This window comes from Aquicoccus sp., assembly GCF_041686535.1.
Lineage (GTDB): Bacteria > Pseudomonadota > Alphaproteobacteria > Rhodobacterales > Rhodobacteraceae > Aquicoccus.
This window is the reverse complement of record NZ_JAWLDS010000014.1, coordinates 38,125-57,857: the sequence shown is the minus strand read 5'-3', so window position 1 is coordinate 57,857 and position 19,733 is coordinate 38,125. Positions and strand designations below refer to the sequence as shown.

22 protein-coding genes, 1 tRNA gene and 1 riboswitch are annotated in these 19,733 nt (G+C 65.6%); of the genes, 7 read left to right on the top strand and 16 right to left on the bottom strand.

Translation table 11 applies throughout. The features are described 5' to 3' along the window. The 4 genes from ACESL9_RS05565 to metZ form a co-directional block, all read right to left on the bottom strand. A partial coding sequence (locus tag ACESL9_RS05565; RefSeq protein WP_372674580.1) for a TrkH family potassium uptake protein occupies positions 1–1,038 on the bottom strand: 1,038 nt, incomplete at its 3' end. A gap of 75 nt (positions 1,039–1,113) precedes the next feature. Next, complete coding sequence (locus ACESL9_RS05560; protein WP_372613228.1) at positions 1,114–1,338, bottom strand: hypothetical protein; 225 nt, start codon at positions 1,336–1,338, stop codon at positions 1,114–1,116. 184 nt (positions 1,339–1,522) lie between these two features. Further along, a complete protein-coding gene (gene folE2, locus ACESL9_RS05555) occupies positions 1,523–2,617 on the bottom strand; it encodes a GTP cyclohydrolase FolE2 (RefSeq protein ID WP_372613230.1) in 1,095 nt (364 codons plus the stop codon). A 199-nt stretch (positions 2,618–2,816) separates the two neighbouring features. Further along, the gene (gene metZ, locus ACESL9_RS05550) at positions 2,817–3,998 is read right to left on the bottom strand and encodes an O-succinylhomoserine sulfhydrylase (protein WP_372613233.1); all 1,182 of its coding nucleotides are present in this window, start codon (positions 3,996–3,998) and stop codon (positions 2,817–2,819) included. A 63-nt stretch (positions 3,999–4,061) separates the two neighbouring features. Continuing rightward, a riboswitch (SAM riboswitch) is annotated at positions 4,062–4,139 on the bottom strand. 134 nt (positions 4,140–4,273) lie between these two features. On the opposite strand from metZ, the gene ACESL9_RS05545 reads away from it, so the two are divergent. Together ACESL9_RS05545 and ACESL9_RS05540 are read left to right on the top strand one after the other, a co-directional pair. Continuing rightward, positions 4,274–5,221, top strand: coding sequence for an alpha/beta hydrolase (locus ACESL9_RS05545; protein ID WP_372674579.1), 948 nt, complete (start codon positions 4,274–4,276; stop codon positions 5,219–5,221). 21 nt (positions 5,222–5,242) lie between these two features. Then, a complete protein-coding gene (locus ACESL9_RS05540) occupies positions 5,243–5,950 on the top strand; it encodes a glutathione S-transferase N-terminal domain-containing protein (RefSeq protein ID WP_372674578.1) in 708 nt (235 codons plus the stop codon). A gap of 198 nt (positions 5,951–6,148) precedes the next feature. Here the strand turns inward: ACESL9_RS05540 and ACESL9_RS05535 are convergent, their stop codons facing one another. From ACESL9_RS05535 to ftsY, 3 genes are all read right to left on the bottom strand, one after another. Continuing rightward, a complete protein-coding gene (locus tag ACESL9_RS05535; protein ID WP_372613239.1) occupies positions 6,149–6,766 on the bottom strand; it encodes an inner membrane-spanning protein YciB in 618 nt (205 codons plus the stop codon). A gap of 13 nt (positions 6,767–6,779) precedes the next feature. Then, positions 6,780–7,682, bottom strand: coding sequence for an EamA family transporter (locus ACESL9_RS05530; protein ID WP_372613241.1), 903 nt, complete (start codon positions 7,680–7,682; stop codon positions 6,780–6,782). Positions 7,683–7,746: 64 nt separating this feature from the next. Then, positions 7,747–9,315, bottom strand: coding sequence for a signal recognition particle-docking protein FtsY (ftsY, locus tag ACESL9_RS05525; protein WP_372613243.1), 1,569 nt, complete (start codon positions 9,313–9,315; stop codon positions 7,747–7,749). A gap of 289 nt (positions 9,316–9,604) precedes the next feature. Between ftsY and ACESL9_RS05520 the strand changes: the two genes are divergently transcribed. Both ACESL9_RS05520 and ACESL9_RS05515 read left to right on the top strand, forming a co-directional pair. Next, a complete protein-coding gene (locus ACESL9_RS05520; protein WP_372613245.1) occupies positions 9,605–10,630 on the top strand; it encodes an alkane 1-monooxygenase in 1,026 nt (341 codons plus the stop codon). Positions 10,631–10,640: 10 nt separating this feature from the next. Beyond that, positions 10,641–11,036 (top strand): hypothetical protein, encoded by a 396-nt coding sequence (locus ACESL9_RS05515; RefSeq protein ID WP_372613247.1) that lies wholly within the window; start codon positions 10,641–10,643, stop codon positions 11,034–11,036. A gap of 131 nt (positions 11,037–11,167) precedes the next feature. Here the strand turns inward: ACESL9_RS05515 and xseA are convergent, their stop codons facing one another. Continuing rightward, positions 11,168–12,715: an exodeoxyribonuclease VII large subunit gene (gene xseA, locus ACESL9_RS05510; protein ID WP_372613249.1), complete on the bottom strand. Its 1,548-nt coding sequence runs from the start codon at positions 12,713–12,715 to the stop codon at positions 11,168–11,170. Positions 12,716–12,788: 73 nt separating this feature from the next. Between xseA and purD the strand changes: the two genes are divergently transcribed. Further along, a complete protein-coding gene (purD, locus tag ACESL9_RS05505; RefSeq protein WP_372613251.1) occupies positions 12,789–14,051 on the top strand; it encodes a phosphoribosylamine--glycine ligase in 1,263 nt (420 codons plus the stop codon). A 27-nt stretch (positions 14,052–14,078) separates the two neighbouring features. Here purD and ACESL9_RS05500 read toward each other — a convergent pair whose 3' ends face one another. The 4 genes from ACESL9_RS05500 to ACESL9_RS05485 all read right to left on the bottom strand — a co-directional run bounded on the left by ACESL9_RS05500 (position 14,079) and on the right by ACESL9_RS05485 (position 17,204). Then, positions 14,079–14,378 (bottom strand): DUF4389 domain-containing protein, encoded by a 300-nt coding sequence (locus ACESL9_RS05500; RefSeq protein ID WP_372613253.1) that lies wholly within the window; start codon positions 14,376–14,378, stop codon positions 14,079–14,081. A 104-nt stretch (positions 14,379–14,482) separates the two neighbouring features. Next, positions 14,483–14,929: a host attachment protein gene (locus ACESL9_RS05495; RefSeq protein ID WP_372613255.1), complete on the bottom strand. Its 447-nt coding sequence runs from the start codon at positions 14,927–14,929 to the stop codon at positions 14,483–14,485. A 126-nt stretch (positions 14,930–15,055) separates the two neighbouring features. Beyond that, complete coding sequence (gene rpoH, locus ACESL9_RS05490) at positions 15,056–15,952, bottom strand: RNA polymerase sigma factor RpoH (RefSeq protein ID WP_372613257.1); 897 nt, start codon at positions 15,950–15,952, stop codon at positions 15,056–15,058. A gap of 193 nt (positions 15,953–16,145) precedes the next feature. Further along, the gene (locus ACESL9_RS05485; RefSeq protein ID WP_372674577.1) at positions 16,146–17,204 is read right to left on the bottom strand and encodes an RluA family pseudouridine synthase; all 1,059 of its coding nucleotides are present in this window, start codon (positions 17,202–17,204) and stop codon (positions 16,146–16,148) included. Here ACESL9_RS05485 and ACESL9_RS05480 point away from each other — a divergent pair. After that, entirely contained in the window at positions 17,204–17,506 is a 303-nt protein-coding gene (locus ACESL9_RS05480; RefSeq protein ID WP_372613261.1) for a DUF6476 family protein, read from the top strand. The two genes, ACESL9_RS05485 and ACESL9_RS05480, sit on opposite strands and share 1 nt — an antisense overlap. On the opposite strand, the gene ACESL9_RS05475 is transcribed toward ACESL9_RS05480, so the two are convergent. Beyond that, a tRNA-His gene (locus ACESL9_RS05475) sits at positions 17,507–17,583 on the bottom strand. Between the two features lie 224 nt (positions 17,584–17,807). Beyond that, positions 17,808–18,290, bottom strand: coding sequence for a GNAT family N-acetyltransferase (locus ACESL9_RS05470; RefSeq protein ID WP_372613263.1), 483 nt, complete (start codon positions 18,288–18,290; stop codon positions 17,808–17,810). Positions 18,291–18,388: 98 nt separating this feature from the next. Here ACESL9_RS05470 and ACESL9_RS05465 point away from each other — a divergent pair, with 98 nt between their 5' ends. Beyond that, the gene (locus ACESL9_RS05465) at positions 18,389–18,577 is read left to right on the top strand and encodes a DUF6324 family protein (RefSeq protein WP_372613265.1); all 189 of its coding nucleotides are present in this window, start codon (positions 18,389–18,391) and stop codon (positions 18,575–18,577) included. Positions 18,578–18,587: 10 nt separating this feature from the next. Here ACESL9_RS05465 and ACESL9_RS05460 read toward each other — a convergent pair whose 3' ends face one another. Both ACESL9_RS05460 and ACESL9_RS05455 read right to left on the bottom strand, forming a co-directional pair. Next, positions 18,588–19,034, bottom strand: a complete 447-nt coding sequence (locus ACESL9_RS05460) for an MmcB family DNA repair protein (protein ID WP_372613267.1) — start codon at positions 19,032–19,034, stop codon at positions 18,588–18,590. 343 nt (positions 19,035–19,377) lie between these two features. Continuing rightward, positions 19,378–19,701 carry a hypothetical protein gene (locus tag ACESL9_RS05455; protein WP_372613269.1) on the bottom strand — a complete coding sequence of 108 codons (324 nt, stop codon included), beginning with the start codon at positions 19,699–19,701 and terminating at the stop codon, positions 19,378–19,380. Between the last annotated feature and the right edge of the window lie 32 nt (positions 19,702–19,733).

Sequence of the window (19,733 nt, the reverse complement as noted above, 5' to 3'; positions counted from 1 at the left end):
GGTCGAAGCGGCACACCCGCCGATCAGTCCTATGAAGAAGAAAAGCGTGACGAGAAAAGCGCCCCAGCCCATGTAGTCGACCGAGGCATAGCCGGTGCCAGACATGATCGAAGTGATGTTGAACAGCGTCTGGCGGATTGCGGTTTCCGAAGCTGTCCCGAGGGTTGTCACCAAGACCAGCGTGGCCAGCGCGACCAGCACCGCGAGGATCGCGAGAAAGACCCGGACCTGCCGATCCTGCAGCAGAGGCGTGGACTGGCCGTTGAGCATCTGCACGTAGCGCACGAAAGGCAGTGCCGCGAGGATCATGAAGAGCGTCGCGGCATATTCATGCGGGCCGGAGAAGGCCCCGAAGGAGGCGTCGTAATTGGCGAAACCGCCGGTGGCGACCGTGGTGAACGCATGCACCGTGGCGTCGAACGCATTCATCCCGAGCAGGAGGTAGGTCAGCATGCATGCCATGGTAAGACCGACATAGATGACCGAGATCTGCCGCGCGATGGCGGTCGCACGCGGCAGGATCTTGCCCATCGTGTCGAACGCCTCGGAGCGAAAGACCTGCATCCCGCCGACCCGCAATTCGGGCAGGAACACCATTGCGACGACGATGATCCCGATCCCGCCCAGCCATTGCAGGATGCCGCGCCAGAGGAGGATGCCCTTGGGCAGGTCGTCAAGCCCCGAGAGGACGGTCGACCCGGTGGTGGTCAGGCCCGACATCGCCTCGAAGAACGCATCGGTAAAGCCCAGCCCCGTCGCCCCCAGCATGAGCGGCAGCGCGCCAAAGACCGGCAGGGCCAGCCATACCCCCGAGGTAAGCAGGAAGGTCTGCTGGGTGGTCAGCCCCTCGCGCACGCCATTGCGGCAGGCGAGCGCCACGAGCGCACCCACCAGCATCGTCAGCACGGCAGCCTCGGCAAAGGCGGGCCAGTGACCGCGCCCTTCGGCCAGATCGACCAGGAGCGGCGGAACCATGAACAGGCCGAGCGTGGCCACCAGGAGGCCGATCACATATCCAACGGGGCGCATGTCGATCATGCGCAGAGCGTTGGGAGTTTCCGCGCGCGCTGTCAAGCGGGATCGGAACGCCTCACCGGCGCGGCGCGGATCGGCTCAGACGTAGTAGAGATCGCGGAACACGTGACGCACGATGTCCTCGCGTTTGAGGCCCATCTGCGCCAGTTCGGCATCGGAGCGGGCTTCGAGCGCGTCGATCCGGTCACGGCGCGAGCGAACATGGGAATAGGCTTCAAGCCTGCCCATGAGGGATGTCAGCCAGCGGCCCACGCCTGTTCGGACGCTGTCGGCGATGGAAATTTGCGATGTGATATCAGCCATTTTGGAAACCTTTCCTGAAGTCGGACAGATCGTGGTTTCCTCCCTGCTCATCAAGATAGGGGATAAATGGGTCAGCACCACTGACAAATATGCAACCCGGACTCCCGCCCCCTGCATGAGCCTTGGGCGCCGCCAGGACGGTTTTCGCCGAAATATCGGGCACGCGCTCTTGCGCGCCGGGCGTTCAGCCGACGTGGAAGAGCGTGGTGAAGAGCTTCGGGTCGAGGCTCGCGCTTTCGAACAATTCGCCCTCGGTCAGGATCGAGACGGCATCGTGGGAATGCAGCGATTCCTGGTGGCTGGCGACAACGCGGAAATCACCGATGCGCGGGTCGTTTTCCAGTTGCTGGGCGAAGAGCCGGGCTGCATCCTCGACGAAGATCGGATTGGCGGCGTTCAGTTCGGCAAAGGCCTGCTCGTCCTCGCGTTTGACCATCACTTGCGTTTCGGTCGGCACCGCGGCGCGGGCCAGGTCGATGAGATCCTCGAACCACAGGCATTTCGCCGTGTCCCGCACCTCGACCGAGAGCCGCGCCACCGAGCGTTGCGAATGCGGCGTGGCCAGTTGCCCGCGTGCGGAGCGGGCATGTTCGGAAAGTTCGAGCGAACAGGGGCAGGTCGAAGAATAGACATAGTCGAGATGGATGATCTTGCGCCGCACCCCCGCCTGCTCGACCAGTTCGAGCGCGATGTCGTAATACTGATAGCCCGACAGGCCGGAGCGCAGGCTTTGCACCTTCGTCGGGAAGGAAAGGCGCATCTGGATGCGGGCGTCGAAGCTTTCGAGATCGGACTTGTAATCGTCGAGCGCGGCCTCGATCACCTCGAAGCTGAAGGTCTTGTCGGCATGGACATAGAAGCTGCGCATGATGCGGCTCATGTTGATGCCTTTCTTGCCGGCTTCGAGGCTGACGCTGCCGGTCACGGAGGTTTCCAGCGTCAGATCGCCGTTGTCACGGGTGTGAAACTGGATCGGCAGGCGGAAATTCGAGATACCGACATGCTGGATCACGCGCTTGGCGCCGCGGATGAGGCTGGCGGGGCCGTTCTGGAGATCGGGCAGCGTCGCCTTGTAGGCGGGCGAAACGGTGAAGCCTTCGGGATAGTCGCGCGAAAACTCGGGGTATTCCGCGCCGGGGATCAGGCGGGCAAGCGCGGGATCGAGCTCGGCCCGTTCCGCGGGGCTGGCCTGTTCGGCCCATTGGCGCAAACGGGCGAGCGCGGTTTCGGCTTCGTCGCGCGTGGGTGCCTTGTCGAAATCGGGCGTGATCTTGTTCATGTGCCTGCCCCCCTATGGGCCGATGCTGCCAGTTGCAATGTAGTGCCGACACTGCAAAATTGCCAATGCTTATGCCGGGGTATACGCGAGGGGGCGGGCATGGATCAGTTTTTTGCGCCCCTGCCGCAAGGGAATGCGACGCGGCAACGGCGGAGCCTTGAGTATTTCTGGCAAGATGAAGGACCGGGCAGGCCCGGTGTCAGGCCCGGTCGAGCGCGCCCATCACGTCGGCAACGAGGTCGTCGGGGTCTTCGAGCCCCACGGAGAACCGGATCAGGCCCGGCGTGATGCCGAGCGCCGCGCGCTGAACATCGGTGAGGCGCTGATGCGTGGTCGTCGCCGGGTGGGTGGCGATGGATTTCGCGTCACCGAGGTTGTTCGAGATCACCACGATTTCAAGCGCGTTGAGGAAACGGAAGGCCGCCGCCTGCCCGCCCTTGAGGTCGAGAGAGACCACGGTGCCGCCCTGTCCCGTCTGGGCGCGGACCAGGTCGTGTTGCGGGTGGCTGGCCAGGCCGGGAAAGAGGATGCGTGCCAGCTTGGGATGGCCTTCGAGCGCCTCGGCCAGTTTCAGGGCGCTGGCGGCCTGTGCGCGCACCCGCAGGTCGATGGTTTCCAACCCCTTGAGCATGATCCAGGCGGTGAAGGGCGACATCGCGCCGCCGGTATGTTTCATGTAGGGTTCGACCGTCTTGCGGATGAAATCATGCGTGCCGAGCACCACGCCGCCCAGCGCGCGGCCCTGCCCGTCGATGTGCTTGGTCGCGGAATAGACCACCACGTCGGCGCCGAGCGCGATGGCGCGGGAAAAGACCGGGGTGGCAAAGACGTTGTCGACAATGACCAGCGCACCGTCTTCGTGCGCGATGTCGGCCACCGCGCGGATGTCGATCACTTCGAGCGTGGGGTTGGCGGTGGACTCGAAAAAGACGGCGCGGGTGCCGGGGCGGATGGCGGCGCGCCACTGGCCCAGATCGGTGCCGTCGACGAATGTCACCTCGACGCCGAAACGGGGCAACAGGTCTTCGAGGATGTAGAGGCAGGAACCGAAGAGCGCGCGGGCGGCAACAACGTGATCGCCGGCCTTGAGGCAGGACATGAGCGCGGCATTGACGGCGGCCATACCGGAGGCGGTGGCAAAGGCATCCTCGGCCCCTTCGAGCCGCGCGATCCGCTCTTCGAACATCGCCACGGTGGGGTTGCCGTAGCGGGCATAGATGAATTCGTCGGCTCCGGCCTCGACAAAGCGGGCCTCGGCGGCTTCGGCGCTCTCGTAGACGAACCCCTGGGTGAGGAAGATCGCCTCGCTCACCTCGCCATATTGCGAGCGGCGGGTGCCGCCATGCACCAGTGCGGTTCGGGCATTCCATTTGTCGCTCATCACGCGCTCCTTTCGGGGGCGGACCCCCATGAAAAAACCCCCGGTCGCGGTCATGCGACGGGGGGCAGCCCTGCGATGACCTCTTTAGCGGCATGTTTAACGTGGCCCGCAATCCGGTAACAAATCGCCACGGGGTGCGTGTAATCGCGGGACGGTCGCGCGTCAATTCGATTCGTGGCGCCCTGGCAACGTCATGGATTTGTAATCCATGTTTCACGCGGGTTTCATGGGGCTGCGCGATAGCAGACCCACAAGATGTTGTGGGAGAAGGTCGGATGCCTGTGATCCGGGTGAATTCTGCCGATGCGGGGCTGGTGCTGCATCGCGCCGAGGGATCGGCAGAGGGCGCGCTGGCCCGGGCCGCGCGGGACAGCACCGGACCGGTGATCGTGATGGTGCACGGTTTCAGTTTCCGGCCCGGATACGGGGCGCATTGCCCGCATGCGCATATCCTGGCGATGGAGGACGGCCCGAGCTGGAAGGCGAAAAGCTGGCCCCGGGGGCTGGGATTCGGCAGCGGCGCGGCGGATGAGGGGCTTGGCCTCGCCTTCGGCTGGGAGGCGCGCGGCACGATCTGGGATGCCTATCGCCGGGCCGCGCTTGCCGGGCGGGCACTGGCGCGCGCGGTGCGGGTGATCCGCGCGGCAGCGCCGGGACGGACGGTGCATGCGATCGGTCACAGCCTTGGGGCGCGGGTGGTCATGCGGGCCATGGCGCAGCTCCAACCGGGCACGGTCGGGCGGGCGATATTGCTCAACCCGGCCGAGTTTCGCAGCGCGGCCGAGGCGGCGCTGGCCCGGGGCGCGGGCCGGCAAGCCAACGTCATCGCGGTGACAGGGCGCGAGAATGCCGGGTTCGACATTATGCTGGAACGGCTGGTCGGCCCTGTGCAGCGGCGGCGTTTGAAACCCGGTGACCGGGTGCTGGGGCGCATGCCGCTCGATGGGCCGAGACGGGTGACGCTGCGCCTCGACCAGCAGGACGTGGTCGAGCGGCTGGCGGCGCTGGGTCATCCGCTGGGAGAGACGCGGCCGGCAGTCTGTCACTGGTCGCCCTATCTGCGCCGGGGTGCCTTGCCGTTCTATGCGACCCTGATGCGGCAGGCCGACGCGATCCCGCTCGACGCGCTGCGGGTGGCCGCGCCCGAGCCGCCCCGGGGCGCGGCGGTCACGTGGCGGCCGTCGCTCGCGCTCTTGCCAATGGGGCGAAATGCGCCATCATGACGCCCGAAAGGGAGTTGTGTCATGACCGAACCTGTCGAGCTTTATTTCTGGCCCACGCCGAACGGGTGGAAAGCCTCCATCGCGCTGGAGGAGATGGGGCTGCCTTACGCGGTGAAGCTGGTCAATATCGGCAAGGGCGCGCAGTTCGCGCCGGAGTTCCTGGCGATTTCGCCCAACAACAGGATGCCGGCGATCGTCGATCCCGAAGGGCCGGGGGGCGCGCCGGTCTCGGTGTTCGAATCCGGCGCGATCCTGATGTACCTTGCGCGCAAGACGGGGCGGTTCTACGGGTCATCCGAGCGCGAGCAGATCGCCGTCGAGGAATGGCTGATGTGGCAGATGGGCGGTGTCGGGCCGATGGCGGGGCAGGCGCATCATTTCCTGAAATACGCACCCGTGATGGACCCGCCGCATGTGCTTCCCTATGCGCAGGACCGCTATCGCGGCGAAGTGGCACGGCTCTACAAGGTTCTCGATACGCGGCTGGCGGAAAACGAATACGTTGCGGGCGATTTCTATTCGATCGCCGACATGGCGATCTGGCCCTGGGCGTCGCTGTGGGAAGGGCAGCAGCAGACACTGGACGACAAGCCGCATTTCGCCCGCTGGCTGGAGGCGGTGGGCAGCCGTCCGGGGGTCAAGGCAGGACGGGCGCTTCATGCCGAGCTGCGCCAGACCCCGCAGGAGAACAAGGAGAGCCACGGGGTTCTCTTCGGTCGGAAGGGATGAGGGGATTTTTGCCGAAAAACCGGAAACCGGGCGCGCGGATGTTGTAGTATGTTGCGTCGATTGGAATTCGGCCGACACCCAAAGAAAGGGCAGCGCCCGGCCCGGGGTGGGCGTGAAGCGCCCGCCCATGGTGCGGGTCGGGCGCTGCCCGGACTGCAAGCAGCCCGGGCGAAATGAATTCGATCACGCGCAACAGCCTCAGGCTTGCGAATCATCGTCACCCTCGCCAGTGCCGTAATCGCGGAAAAGGCCGCCCTGGGTCATGAAGAAGATGAAGATCGCGGCGGTGAGGCCGAAGGTCTTGAAATTGACCCAGGCGGCTTCGGACATCAGGCGCCAGACCAGTTCGTTGGCAATGGCGAGGCCGAAGAAGAAGAACATCAACCGGCGGGTGAGGATGATCCAGCCCGCGTGGGTGAGGGGCACCATCGTGTCCATCACCACCCGCAGGAGCGATTTGCCGCGCAGGAGACCGAAACCGAGGATTCCGCCAAAAGCGAGATAGAGGATCGTCGGCTTCATCTTGATGAAGCGCGGATCGTTGAGCCAGACCGTGAGCCCGCCGAAGATCACCACCAGCACCAGCGTGAAGAGTTGCATCCGGCTGAGATGGCCGGTGAGTTTCCACAGGATTCCGGTGCTCACCATCATCAGCGGCACGAAACCCGCCGTCACCAGGATGAAGCCAGAATAGTCGGTGCCCGCGATGATGAAGACGTGATCCTTGAGCCAGAGATAGGCGACGAAAAAGGCCAGAACCGGGCCCAGTTCGAGGGCCATTTTCAGCATCGGGTTGATTTCTCGCGGCTCTGCCATGGGTGTGTCGCTCCTATCCACCCAACTCAACTATCACGGCTCCGGCGGCGATCAAGGCCATAAGGGCGATTCGCCGTGGTCCGGTGCGCTCGCCCAGCATCAGCCAGGCGATGAGGGCGGCGAAAACGGTCGAGGTTTCGCGCAGCACCGCCGCCTGCCCCACCTTGTCGAGCCGCGTGGCCAGCATGATCGACCCAAAGCTGGCAAAGGCGATGAGCCCGCCCAGCACCCCCATGCGCAAGAGAGGCGCCAGCGGTGGTGGCGAGAGCATCGCGCGGTAGCGCAGCCCGGCAATCACCGGAAAGGTCAGCCCGTCGATGAAGAAGAGCCAGGCAAGGAAGGTGAACGGGTCGGCCGTGGCGCGGATGCCGTATGCATCCCAGGTGGTATAGAGGGCCACGAAAAGCCCGGTCACCACCGCCAGCCCCAGCGCCAACGGCATCGTGTCGCGATCGAGCGTGATGGTGCGCAGGTTATAAAGTGCAAGCCCGTAGATACCGGCAAGGAGCGTCGCGACGCCCGCCCATTGCACAGCGTTGAAGACCTCGCCGAAGAGCAGCCACGCGCCGAACACGGTGAAAAGCGGGCCGGTGCCGCGCACCACCGGGTAAACGACCGTGTAGGCGCCCTTGGAATAGGCCTGGGCCTGCAGGAGCTTGTAGACGGTATGGATCACGTAGGCGGCGGCGAAGATCGGCCACATGTGCGGCTCGGGCCAGGGCACGACGAAAAGCGCGAAGGGGGCTGCCATCAGGCCATAGGCGCCGTCGATCGATCCGCGCGAAAGCCACGGATCATAGCGCCCCTTTTGCAGCGCGCCGAAGATCGCGTGCAGCAATGCCGCGCTGAGTGCCAGGAAGGTGGCGAGTTGCTTGCCCGCCGCGGTGCCTTCCAGGGAGATGAGCCAGTCGCTCATGCGCGACCCGCGCCGCGTATTCCCATACGAGATGAAGGGAGGATCGAGAGGTCGGGCACGAAGATCATGCCTTGCGTTCGAGCCCGGTCAGGGCGGCGGCAAACTCTTCGGGATCGAAGGGGGCGAGGTCGTCGATCTGTTCGCCCACCCCGATGGCATGGATCGGCAGGCCGAACTTATCCGCCAGCGCGACCAGCACGCCGCCCTTGGCGGTGCCGTCGAGCTTGGTCATCACGAGGCCGCTCACATCGGCGATCTGGCGGAACACCTCGACCTGGTTGAGGGCGTTCTGGCCGGTGGTGGCGTCGAGGACCAGGAGCGTGTTGTGCGGCGCGGTCGGATCGAGCTTGCGCAGGACGCGGACGATCTTGGCCAGCTCCTCCATCAGATCCTTGCGGTTCTGGAGCCGCCCGGCAGTGTCGATCATCAGCAGGTCGGCGCCGTCGGCACGCGCCCTGGAAAGCGCGTCATAGGCAAGGCTTGCCGGGTCGGAGCCTTCGGGCGCGGTGAGCACCGGCACGCCGGCGCGCGCGCCCCACACCTGCAACTGTTCGACCGCCGCGGCGCGGAACGTGTCGCCCGCGGCGATGATCACGCTCTTGCCCGCGGCCTTGAACTGCGCGGCCAGCTTGCCGATGGTTGTGGTCTTGCCCGAGCCGTTCACGCCGACCACCAGCACCACCTGCGGCGTGTCGGGATAGAGCGGCATCGGGCGGGCGACCGCGTCCATCACGCGGGCAATCTCGGCGGCAAGAAGCTCCTTGATCTCCTGCGTCGAGACCCGCGTGCCAAAGCGGCCCTCGGCCATGTTGGCGGTGACGCGCAGCGCGGTATCGACGCCCATGTCCGAGGCGATGAGCAGCTCCTCGATCTGTTCGAGCATGTCATCGTCGAGCACCCGCCGGGTGACGGTTTTGCGTTCACGACGCAGAAGGCGCGAGAGAAAGCCGGGCCGCCGTTCGGTCGGATCGGTCGTGACGGACCCGGAAAGCTCGTCCGGGCCGGGTTCGGGGATTTCGAGCGGCGCCTGTCCGGGTGCGGGATCGACGGGTTGCGGAGACTCCTCGGGGCTGTCGTCCGGTGACTCCTCGGGGGCGGGATCGGGGAGCGGGTCCCCGCCCGGGGGAATTTCCTCCGGCCCGGTGTCGGGGTCGCCCTCGGGCTCTTCCTCGGGGGCGGGCTGGCCGGGCTCGTCCGGTGCCGGGACCGGCTCGGGTTCGGGCGTGGGTTCGGGCAGGGGCTCGGGTTCGACCTGCGGCGGCGCGGGAAATTCCTCGGGGGCGGGGGATGGTGCCGGGTCTTCGAACGGTGGCTGTTCGGGCGGGGCCGGTTCATCGTCGGGGCTCGGCTCGGGCTCGGGTTGCGGCTCGGGCTCGGTCGGCTCCTCGGGGGCCGGTTCGGGGAAGGGATCGGGCTCCGGTTCGGGCTCGTCTTCTGGCGCGGGCTCCGATTCGGGTTCGGCATCGGGCGTTGTTTCCGGGTCGGGTTTCCTGTCCGGGTCCGGCTGCTCGTCGGGGGTTTCGACCTCGATCTCTTCCTCGACGCCCCCGTCCTCGACGATCGCATCCAGACCCTCTTCGAGCTTGGAAGAGGATTTGAACAGGCGATCCTTGAGTTTTCGGAAAAACGACATTGAGAGACTCCGGCTTTTCCTCCCAGTTAATACGCCTTGACCGGAAGGAAAAGGCGCCATTGCGACCTGCGGGCCAGGGCACGGGTCCGGTTCCGGGCGAAATTGCCCGGTTGAAGGGCGCTTCGGCACGCGCGATCACCCGACCGGGGCCAGCCGAACGGGGGCGATTGCGCGTGGATGCGGGCGGTTCTATCCTTCGGGGCATGTTGCGCTTGCTCGAACTCACCCCGCCCGGTCAGAGGCCACATGCTCTGGCCGGATGCGCCGCGCATCATGAAAGGACCGCCCGATGCAGATGAGCCTTTTTGCCCTGGCCACGCTGTTGCCGGTGGGTCTGATCCTGCTGGCGGCGGGTCTCGGTGGAGTTTGGGGGTGGGCGGCGCTGGTCTACATGACCGGGTTGACGGCGGCGCTTGACCGCTATGTCCCGCGGCTCTTGCCGGAGCGCGCGGAAGGGGCCGAGTTTCCCGCGGGCAAAGGGCTGTCGGTGGGGCTGGGCCTTGCGCATTTCGCGGTGCTGGGGGCCGTGCCTGCGGCGGTGGCCTGGGGCAATCATGGCTGGGCCAGTGCGGTGGCCACGGTGATCGCGGCGGCGCTCTGGCTGGGGCAGGTCAGCCACCCGAACGCGCATGAGCTCATTCACCGCGCTGCCCGCATGCCCCGGCTGTTGGGGCGCTGGGTCTATGTCTCGATGCTCTTCGGGCATCATGCCTCGGCCCATGTCCTGGTGCATCATGCCCATGTCGGCACCGAGGCCGACCCCAATTCGGCGCGGCGGGGCCAGGGGTTCTGGCGCTTTGCGCCGCGCGCCTGGGCGGGGTCGTTCATGGCCGGCTTGCGCGCCGAAAGCACGCGCCGCAGGCGGGCGGGCAAACCGTGGATCGGGCACCCCTATGTTCAGTATGTCGGCGGTGCGGCGGGCTTCGTGCTCGCATCGGCGCTGATCTTCGGGGCCAGGGGGCTGGCGGCGTTCCTGGTCCTTGCGCTTTACGCGCAGTTGCAGATCCTGCTCGCCGATTACGTGCAGCATTACGGGCTGCGGCGAAGACACGGGGCGGACGGGCGGCCCGAGCCGGTGAGCGACGCGCATAGCTGGAACACGCCGCACTGGTTTTCCTCGGCCCTGATGGTCAACGCGCCGCGCCATTCCGACCACCATCTGCATCCGAGCCGGCCCTATCCGGGGCTGCGCCTGCGCAAGACCATGCCGATGCTGCCCCATGCGCTTCCGGTGATGGCGGTGATCGCGCTTGTCCCGCCGCTCTGGCACCGGGTCATGCGGCGCGCACTTTCACAGATTGGGCAAAGCGGTTAGGGTGCGCCCCATGAGGTGGCTTTTCATTCTGTTCTTCGGGCTGTGGGGCAGCATCGCCGCGGCTGGCGAACCGCTGGATGCCGACGCGTTCGATGCGCTGACCCGGGGCAAGACGTTTTACTATGGCGAGGACGGGCAGCCCTATGGCGCCGAGGAATACCTCGACGGTCGGCGGGTGCGCTGGTCGTTTCTGGATGGTCGTTGCATGGAGGGGCATTGGTACGAGGCCGATGGGATGATCTGTTTCGTCTACGAGGATACGCCCGAACCGCATTGCTGGGTGTTCGAACAGGACGACGGCGGACTGAACGCGCGGTTCATGGGCCAATCGGGGGCGACCGAGCTTTTCGAGATGCAGCAGACGCGTCAACCCTTGCAGTGCGAGGGGCCGGAAGTGGGTGTTTGACGAAGCGGTCTCGGGTTGAAGTGTTGATGGGTTTGGAGCAAGTCAGGTTCGCCCAGACCCTGGCGAGAGGGCAGCACAGGGCCGCGGTCGGGTGCTCCTTGCGCCTGCGTCGTGCAATTTGTCCCGAAACCTCAGAACAGGCTGCCCTGTTCGGGTGGCTTGCCGGGCTTGCGCGCCTTCGACGTGGTGCCACCGCCGATTTTCAGCCGTCCGTCCTGGAACTCGATTTCGAGCGCGCCGGCCGTTTCGGCGGCTGATTTCGTGGTGAGCACCCCCGCCTCGCCGCGCACCACGGCATAGCCGCGTTTGAGCGTGGCCTTGTAGCCCAGCGTCTCGTGCAGCCGGTCCAGCGCGTCGAGACGGCGACGCGTCTCGGCGATGCGGCGCTGGCCCGCCTCGGCAACCCGCTGGGCAAGCGATTGCAGCCCTTCGCTTTTGCGCGCGATGTCGCGGGTGATCGGCGTGAGGGTCAACCGGTCGGCGCGGTGGCCCAGCGCATCGCGTCGGGCGCGGATGGTCTGAAGCAGCCCGGCGCGAAGCCGCGGAGCGAGCGCGGCCAGATGCCGCCCTTCCTGCCCGATCTGGCGGCGCAACGTGGCCGGGCGCAGCCCGCCCGCCGCCTCGGAGAGACGCACCTTGCGGCGTTGCACACCGGTGATGAGCGCAGCCGGAAGCCGCTCACCCGCGCGGTCGAGCCGTTGCGCGGCACCTTCGGTCAGGGTTTGCGGCCGGGGCAGAGCGCGCGCCAGATCGCGCAGGCGCTGGCCGCGCGCGGCGATGCCCTGTCCCGCCGCATGGGACATGCGCGCGCCCTGCCCCTCGACCCAGGCCAGAAGGTCGAGCCGCACCGGCACGGCCAGCTCGGCCGCCGCGGTGGGGGTCGGCGCGCGCTTGTCGGAAACGAAGTCGATCAGCGTGGTGTCGGTCTCGTGCCCCACCGCGGAAATGAGCGGAATGTCCGACGCGGCGGCGGCGCGGGCGACCACTTCCTCGTTGAAGCCCCAGAGATCCTCGATGCTGCCCCCGCCGCGCGCCACGATCAGAAGGTCGGGGCGCGGGATGCGCCCACCGGGTTCAAGCGCGTTGAAGCCGCGGATCGCGTTCGCCACCTCGGGCGCGCATTTCTCGCCCTGCACCGCCACGGGCCAGATCAGCACCTTGCGCGGGAAGCGATCGCGCAGCCGGTGCAGGATGTCGCGGATCACCGCGCCCGAGGGCGAGGTCACGACCCCGATCACCTCGGGCAGGTAGGGCAGTTTCCGCTTGCGCTCGGGCGCAAAGAGCCCCTCGGCGGCAAGCGCGGCCTTGCGCTTTTCCAGCATCGCCATCAGCGCGCCCAGCCCCGCCGGTTTCAGATCCTCGATCACGATCTGGTAGCGCGACTGCCCGCCGAAGGTGGTGATGCGGCCGGTCGCCACCATCTCCATGCCTTCCTCGGGCTGGACCGAGAGGCGCGCGGCCACCCCTTTCCAGATCACGCCCGACAGGACCGAGCGGTCATCCTTGAGGTCGAGATAGACATGGCCCGAGCGCGGGCGCGACACGCGGCCGATCTCGCCGCGGATGCGGACATGACCGAACTCGCCCTCGATCACGCGCTTGATCGCGTTCGAGAACTCCGAGACGGTGAACTCGGGTTCGTTCTTGCCTGGGGATGGGTCGTCGATCAGGTCGGACATTCGGCCTCGCTTGTGTCTTGTCGCGTCCGACCTTAGAACGCCGCCCAGCAAAGGCCAAGCGGAAGGGCAGCCCATGAACATCCTCATTCTCGGCGGCGGCGGGCGGGAACATGCCCTTGCCTGGGCGGTGATGCAGAACCCCAAATGCGACAAGCTCATCGTGGCGCCGGGCAATGCGGGCATCGCCCAGATCGCGGAATGCGCGCGGCTCGACATCATGGACCCGGGGGCCGTCGCCACCTTCGCCGAGCAGAACGCCATTGATTTCGTGATCGTCGGCCCCGAGGCGCCGCTGGCCGCGGGGGTGGCCGACCGGTTGCGCGCGGCAGGGATCTCGGTCTTCGGCCCCTCGGCGGCGGCAGCACGGCTGGAAGCCTCGAAGAGCTTTACCAAGGCGATCTGCGACGCGGCGGGCGCGCCGACGGCGGGCTATGCCCATTTCACCGATCACGCGGCGGCGCGGGCCCATGTCAGAGAGCACGGGGCGCCGATCGTGATCAAGGCCGACGGGCTGGCCGCGGGCAAGGGCGTTGTCGTGGCCGAAACCGTCGATCAGGCGCTGGAGGCGCTCGAGGACATGTTCGGCGGCGCATTCGGAGAGGCCGGGGCCGAAGTGGTGATCGAGGAATTCATGGAGGGCGAGGAGGCATCGTTCTTCGTCCTGTGCGATGGCGAGGACGCGCTGCCCATCGGCACGGCGCAGGACCACAAGCGGGTGGGCGAAGGCGACACCGGCCCCAATACCGGCGGGATGGGCGCCTATTCCCCCGCCCCGGTGCTGACTGACGCGGTGGCGCAGAAGACCATGGACGAGATCGTCTATCCGACGCTGAAGGAAATGGCGCGGCGCGGCACGCCCTACCAGGGGGTGCTTTACGTGGGGTTGATGATCCGCGACGGGCAGCCCCGACTGGTGGAATACAACGTACGCTTCGGTGACCCGGAGTGCCAGGCTCTGATGATGCGCCTCGGCGCACAGGTCTTTGACCTGATGCAGGCGGCAGCAGAGGGGCGACTTTCGGACTGTTCGGTCAACTGGGCCGCCGATCACGCGATGACGGTGGTGATGGCGGCAGAGGGCTATCCCGGCGCTTATGAAAAGGGCAGCGTGATCGGCGGGCTGGAAGAATGCCCCGAGGATTCGTTCCAGATGGTGTTTCACGCGGGCACCGCGCGAGAGCGAGGCCAGTTCGTGGCCAATGGCGGGCGGGTTCTGAACATCACCGCGCGCGGCGCGAGCTTGCAGGAGGCGCGAGATCGGGCCTATGCGATGATCGACAGGATCGACTGGCCCCAAGGGTTCTGCCGCCGCGATATCGGCTGGCGGGCGTTGTGAGTGGCCGGGGCCTGTTGTGCGGCAGCGTCAGTCGAGTTCGGTCCAGGGCCATGGCTTGACGTTGGAGCCCGTCATGTAGCGGGCGGCCTTGGCCATCCAGACCCCGAGACCGGTGCCGAATTCGGCAATGTTGGGATTCGGCTTGCCCTTGCTCAGCAACATGATCACGATCTGGATCACGGTCAGAACGCCAAGCACAGTATGGCTGACGCTGAGCATCATCGCGATCAGGATCGAGTAGAGAATGCGAAGCGGGATCGAATCCGGTTGTTCGGGCTCGAACTGTTCGCCATGCAGGCGACCGGAGAGTTTGTCTTCGGCGTCCAAGTGCGGCTCCATCGGCTGACGAGGTATGGTCTGCGCACAGATATACCACAAGCGCGGGCCAAGACCATCGCCAAACCGGGCCACACGGCCCGCGCCACCGTCTGTCAGAGCGCGATAATGTCTTCCAGGTGACCGGGCAGATCGGCCAGCGGCAGTTTGGTGAGATCCTTGTCGAGATCGGCAAGGAGCACGGATTTGAGCTTCTCGGACATCTCGTCGCGCAGCGCACCCAGCATCGCGGGCGGCGCCGCGATCAGCAAGCGGTCATACCCGCCCGCTTCGAACGCCTCGGTCGTCATCTCAAGGACATGGGTCGCGAAATCTTCGCGTTTCTGGCGCCGTTCCGAGGTGGGACGCTCGAATTCGTGTCCTGCCATCCCGGGCGCGGCCCGCTGCTGGCCCGGCGCATCGGCATATCGCCGCGCGATATCGTCGAATTCCTCGATGGTCCGCGCGGCGATTTCGTCCACCCCCTTGCCCACGCCCGAATTGGCGCAAAGCCGCAAACGGGATTCACTGGCCAGCAGTATGAGCGTCTTGACGGGTTTCATCGGTGTGTCCTTTCGTCGGATATCCAAAGGCCGAGAGCGACCGGATATGATCTGTCAAACCAGTCGTATGTCAGCCGGCAAAGCGCGTTGCCGAGCACGGCAGCAATCTTCCCACGGCCCGGGGGATCAGGCGGCGGGCGCCATGCCCCGCTCGGCAGCCAGTTCGCGCATCCGTTCTTGCAGTTTCTCGAATGCCCGCACCTCGATCTGGCGGATACGTTCGCGGCTTACATTGTACTGGCCCGACAGGTCTTCGAGCGTGACCGCTTCGTCGCTCAGCCGGCGTTGGGTCAGGATGTCGCGCTCGCGCTCATTGAGCACGTCCATCGCGACCGCCAGCAATTCGCGCCGCGCCTCAAGCTCGTCGCGCGCCTCGTAGTCCGAAGCCTGGTCGGCGGATTCATCCTCGAGCCAGTCCTGCCACTGCATCGTGCCTTCGCCCTCTTGACCCACGGTCGCGTTGAGCGAGGCATCGCCGCCCGACAGGCGACGGTTCATCGAGATCACCTCGTCCTCGGTCACGCCGAGATCATGGGCGATCTTCTTGACGTTCTCGGGGCGCATGTCGCCGTCTTCGAGCGCGCCGATCCGGGCCTTGGCCTTGCGCAGGTTGAAAAAGAGCTTCTTCTGCGCGCTGGTGGTGCCCAGCTTCACAAGGCTCCAGGAGCGCAGGATATATTCCTGGATCGAGGCGCGGATCCACCACATCGCATAGGTCGCAAGGCGAAAGCCGCGTTCTGGGTCAAAGCGTTTGACCGCCTGCATGAGGCCGACATTGGCCTCGGAGATCACCTCGGCCTGGGGCAGGCCATAGCCACGATAACCCATCGCGATCTTGGCCGCGAGGCGCAGGTGCGAGGTGACCATCTTGTGCGCGGCCTCGGTGTCCTGATCCTCGACCCAGCGCTTGGCCAGCATGTATTCCTCCTCCGGTTCCAGAAGCGGAAACTTGCGGATTTCCTGCATGTAGCGGTTCAGCCCGCCTTCGGGTGTGGGGACCGGGAGATTTGCATAGTTGCTCATGATTCGATTGTCCCTTCCGATGTTTATCGACTTAACATAAAGTTAAGTATTGATTTAGAATGATTCAAGACCATGGCCTGGAAGCGTTACGAAAACACTAGGGTATTCGGTCGCCGGTTGCATCCCATATGTCAGACTTCTCACGCTGTCGTGCACATCACTGATCCAGATACTGCCGACCGGCACGGTTGGATCAGTTTTTGCCGGGTGCGTTCGATGCCCGCACGGCCCCGCGCAGCGCGTCGATAAGCCGGGCCATGTCCATCGGCAGGGGCGAGGTGAATTGCATCTGGTCGCCGGTCACGGGATGGACGAACCCCAACGTGGCGGCATGCAGTGCCTGGCGCGGGAAATCACGCGCCGCCGCCAGCCCGGCAGGGGACAAGGCGCGCAAGGGCAGCTTGCGCCGCCCGCCATAGACCGGATCACCCACCAGGCCGTGGCCGGCATGGGCCATGTGCACACGGATCTGGTGCGTGCGGCCGGTTTCCAGCCAGCATTCGACCAGCGCCAGCGCCGGCGGCGTGCCGAAGCTCTCCAGAACGCGCGCGCGGGTCACGGCGTGTCGGCCACCGTCGAACAGCACCGCCTGGCGCTGGCGGTCATGCTTGTGACGGGCCAGGCCGCTGGTGACCTTCATGATGTTGCCGGTCTCGAAACTCACGCCGCGGGTGCCGCGCAGGCGCGGATCGCTGGCCTCGGGGACGCCGTGGACGATGGCGAGGTAATGCCGGATGACGCTGTGTTTCTCGAATTGCGCGGCCAACCCCTGATGCGCGCGGTCGGACTTGGCCACCACCAGCAGGCCCGAGGTGTCCTTGTCGATGCGGTGCACGATGCCGGGCCGGGCCACGCCCCCCACCCCCGAAAGCGTCGTGCCGCAGTGATGCAGGAGCGCATTCACCAGCGTGCCCTGCGGCGTGCCGGGCGCGGGATGCACGACCATGCCGGCGGGCTTGTCGATCACGATCAGTTCGCCATCCTCGTAGACCACGTTCAGCGGGATGTCCTCGGGGCCGATATGGCTTTCGCTGGGCTCTTCCAGCATGATCTCGACCCGATCGCCCTCGGCCACGCGTGCCTTGGGATTGTCGGCCACGTCACCGTTGACGCGCACCGCCCCCCCGGCCAGCAGCCGCGCAAGGCGCGAGCGTGACAGCGACGCCGCCTCTGGCACATCGCGCGAAAGCGCCTTATCAAGGCGGTTGGGCGGATCGGCCGCGATGGCAAAGCAGAGACGGGTTTCAGCCAATGGATGACACTCCCCAGGCGGTGGATACGCGGACGCTGAAATTCCTGCGCGTCCTAGTCACGGTCCTGACCGCGACGATGATCGTGGGTGTTCTAGTCATCATCACGCTCCTTGTCATCAGGCTCCAGACCAGCCCTCCGCCCCTGCCCGAACGGATCACCCTGCCCGAGGGTGCGAAGGCGGTGGCCTTTACCCAGTCCGAAACATGGTATGCCGTGGTGACCGAGGATGACCGCATCCTGATCTACAGCCCCGACACCGGTGCTCTGGTTCAGGAGATCGAGATCACGACCGGGGAATGATGGTACCGCCTCCCTGGCTTGAACAGGGGACCTCTGGATCCACAATCCAGCGCTCTAACCAACTGAGCTAAGGCGGCACTGGGGGGCGATTTAGCTTTGTGCGGGCCCAAATGCAAGGGGGTTATGGCCCGTTGCGCGGAATCGGATTCACCCTGCCCGACCCTTGTCTCTTTCTTGGCAAAAATACTCATGTTCCCACCCTCCGGGATCGCATGACGGGTTCGGGACGGCCCCTTGCCCCGGCACGGGCGGCGGGTGGGTGGGCGGGGCCGTCCGTGCCGGGGCAAGCCCGGAATGCCGCCTAGAGGTCGATTTCCCATTCCTGCTCGACGAGGTCGATACCGAAGGCGCGCACGGGTTTCGACGAAACGCGGCGCCAGCCGGTGCGGGCATAATGGACACAGGCCGCGCGGTGACTTTCATGGGTCCAGAGCCGCATCTGCCGATAGCCCCGGTCGCGCGCGTAAGCCATGCAGGTGTCGAGCAGATGGCGCCCCAGCCCCCTGCCCCGTGCCTCGGGCAAAAGAAGGAAAAGCCGCAGTTTCGCGGTCGCTTCATCCAGCCGCACACAGAAGATCGAGCCCAGCCTTTTGCCGCCCTCTTCGGCGATCCACCCACGTTCGCAGGCGGGATCGTGGTGGCGGATGAAATCGGCCAGGATCTCGGCCACGAGCGCCGCGAAGGTCCGGTCAAAGCCCTCGTCGCGCGCATAAAGCACGCCGTGCTGCTCGACCAGCCAATCGGCGTCGCCGGTCTCGAAATCTCGCAGGATCACGTCGTTCATGGGGGCCGAGATTGCGCCCGCGGGTCTTGCATCGCAAGGGCAAACTCGCTAGCTGCAAACGTCGCATCCCGAAGCGACAACATCACGAGGGCACCGCCATGGGCATCAACGACGAACGCGACATCGAGGCAAATCTGCAGATCGGCCCGACCGACACGGGCATGGTGCGGCTCTTCGTCGAGGCGGGCAGCACCGAGATACCGATGGATTTCGAACCCGAAGAAGCCGAGGAGATCGCCGAGGAAATCATGGCCGCCGCCCGCGCGGCCCGGGCGCGCAAGAAGTAGGGGGCGCGCTTCACACCCGCGGATCGCGCAATCCCTGCAACCGGCGCGCCGCCTGTCTGGCGAATCGCAGGGTGAGCGCCTTGCGCCGGGCGGGAGGCAGCTTCTCTTCGGGGCCCATGCGGATCAGTTCGGCACTGTAGGCATCGGCGATGATCAGCCCGGTGTCATCGGGCAAGAGTTCGGTCGGGAAATCCACGTCCACCGCCCAGAAATAGCGGTCGCACCATTCCAGGTAACCGTTCCATTTCCGGTCCGAAGTGAAATCGACGCGGCTCGACTTGCATTCGATCACCCAGATCTCGCCCCTGGGTCCAAGCGCCATCACGTCGACACGTTTGCCACGCTCGGGCGTGAATTCCTCGATCGTCGCGAAATCATGGCTCCAGAGATGACGGCACACGCCGCGCGCGAGAAGCTGGCCGGGCTGAAGCGGATCGGTAAGCAACGGATCGGTCATGCGGAAACTATGAACAAAAGATGAACACGAAGCAAGCCCGGTCAGGAACTGCTGGTCAGGCAGGTGATGGGATTTGCCCCTTGCCGAGCGCCCCCGTGGCACCTAGGTAGGAGTTGGCGGTTCTGCCCCTCTCGTGACACGGTTGCATTCCGGTGGCCTTAAATACTTCCGAGGGAGCTGGCTCTGTCGTGGTCCTGGCCTCGTTACCTGGCGCCCACCTGTGCAAACAGGTCCTCGGGAATGAGATAACCCCACGGTCCGGGTGGTTCCGCCGCTTTTCCCACCCCCAAACGAAAAACGCACCCCTCGGGGTGCGTTTTCGCAAGTCGAACGATCAGGTTCGTCAGTTGCGGCGCGGCTTGCCCGCCGGCACGCGCACCAGCACCGGCTCGCGTTCGGGCGGTGTGACCCGTTCGCGCAGGCCGCCACCGGGACCGTCGTCATCGTCATCCTTCATCCGCATGACCGCGATGCCGAACTGCACACCGGCAAAGATGACTCCGTTGGAGATCCACAGGATCAGCACGGCGAGCCAGCCCATGTCGGAATGAGTCACGAGGTGCCACAGGTTGGCGATATTGAAATAAAGCAGCATCACGACGAAACCCGCCGCGATGGCAAAGCCGATCAATACGTTGATGATATACATCCGGATAAGTTTCGGCATGAAATGCCCCCTTTCCTTTGCTTCAGTCAAAG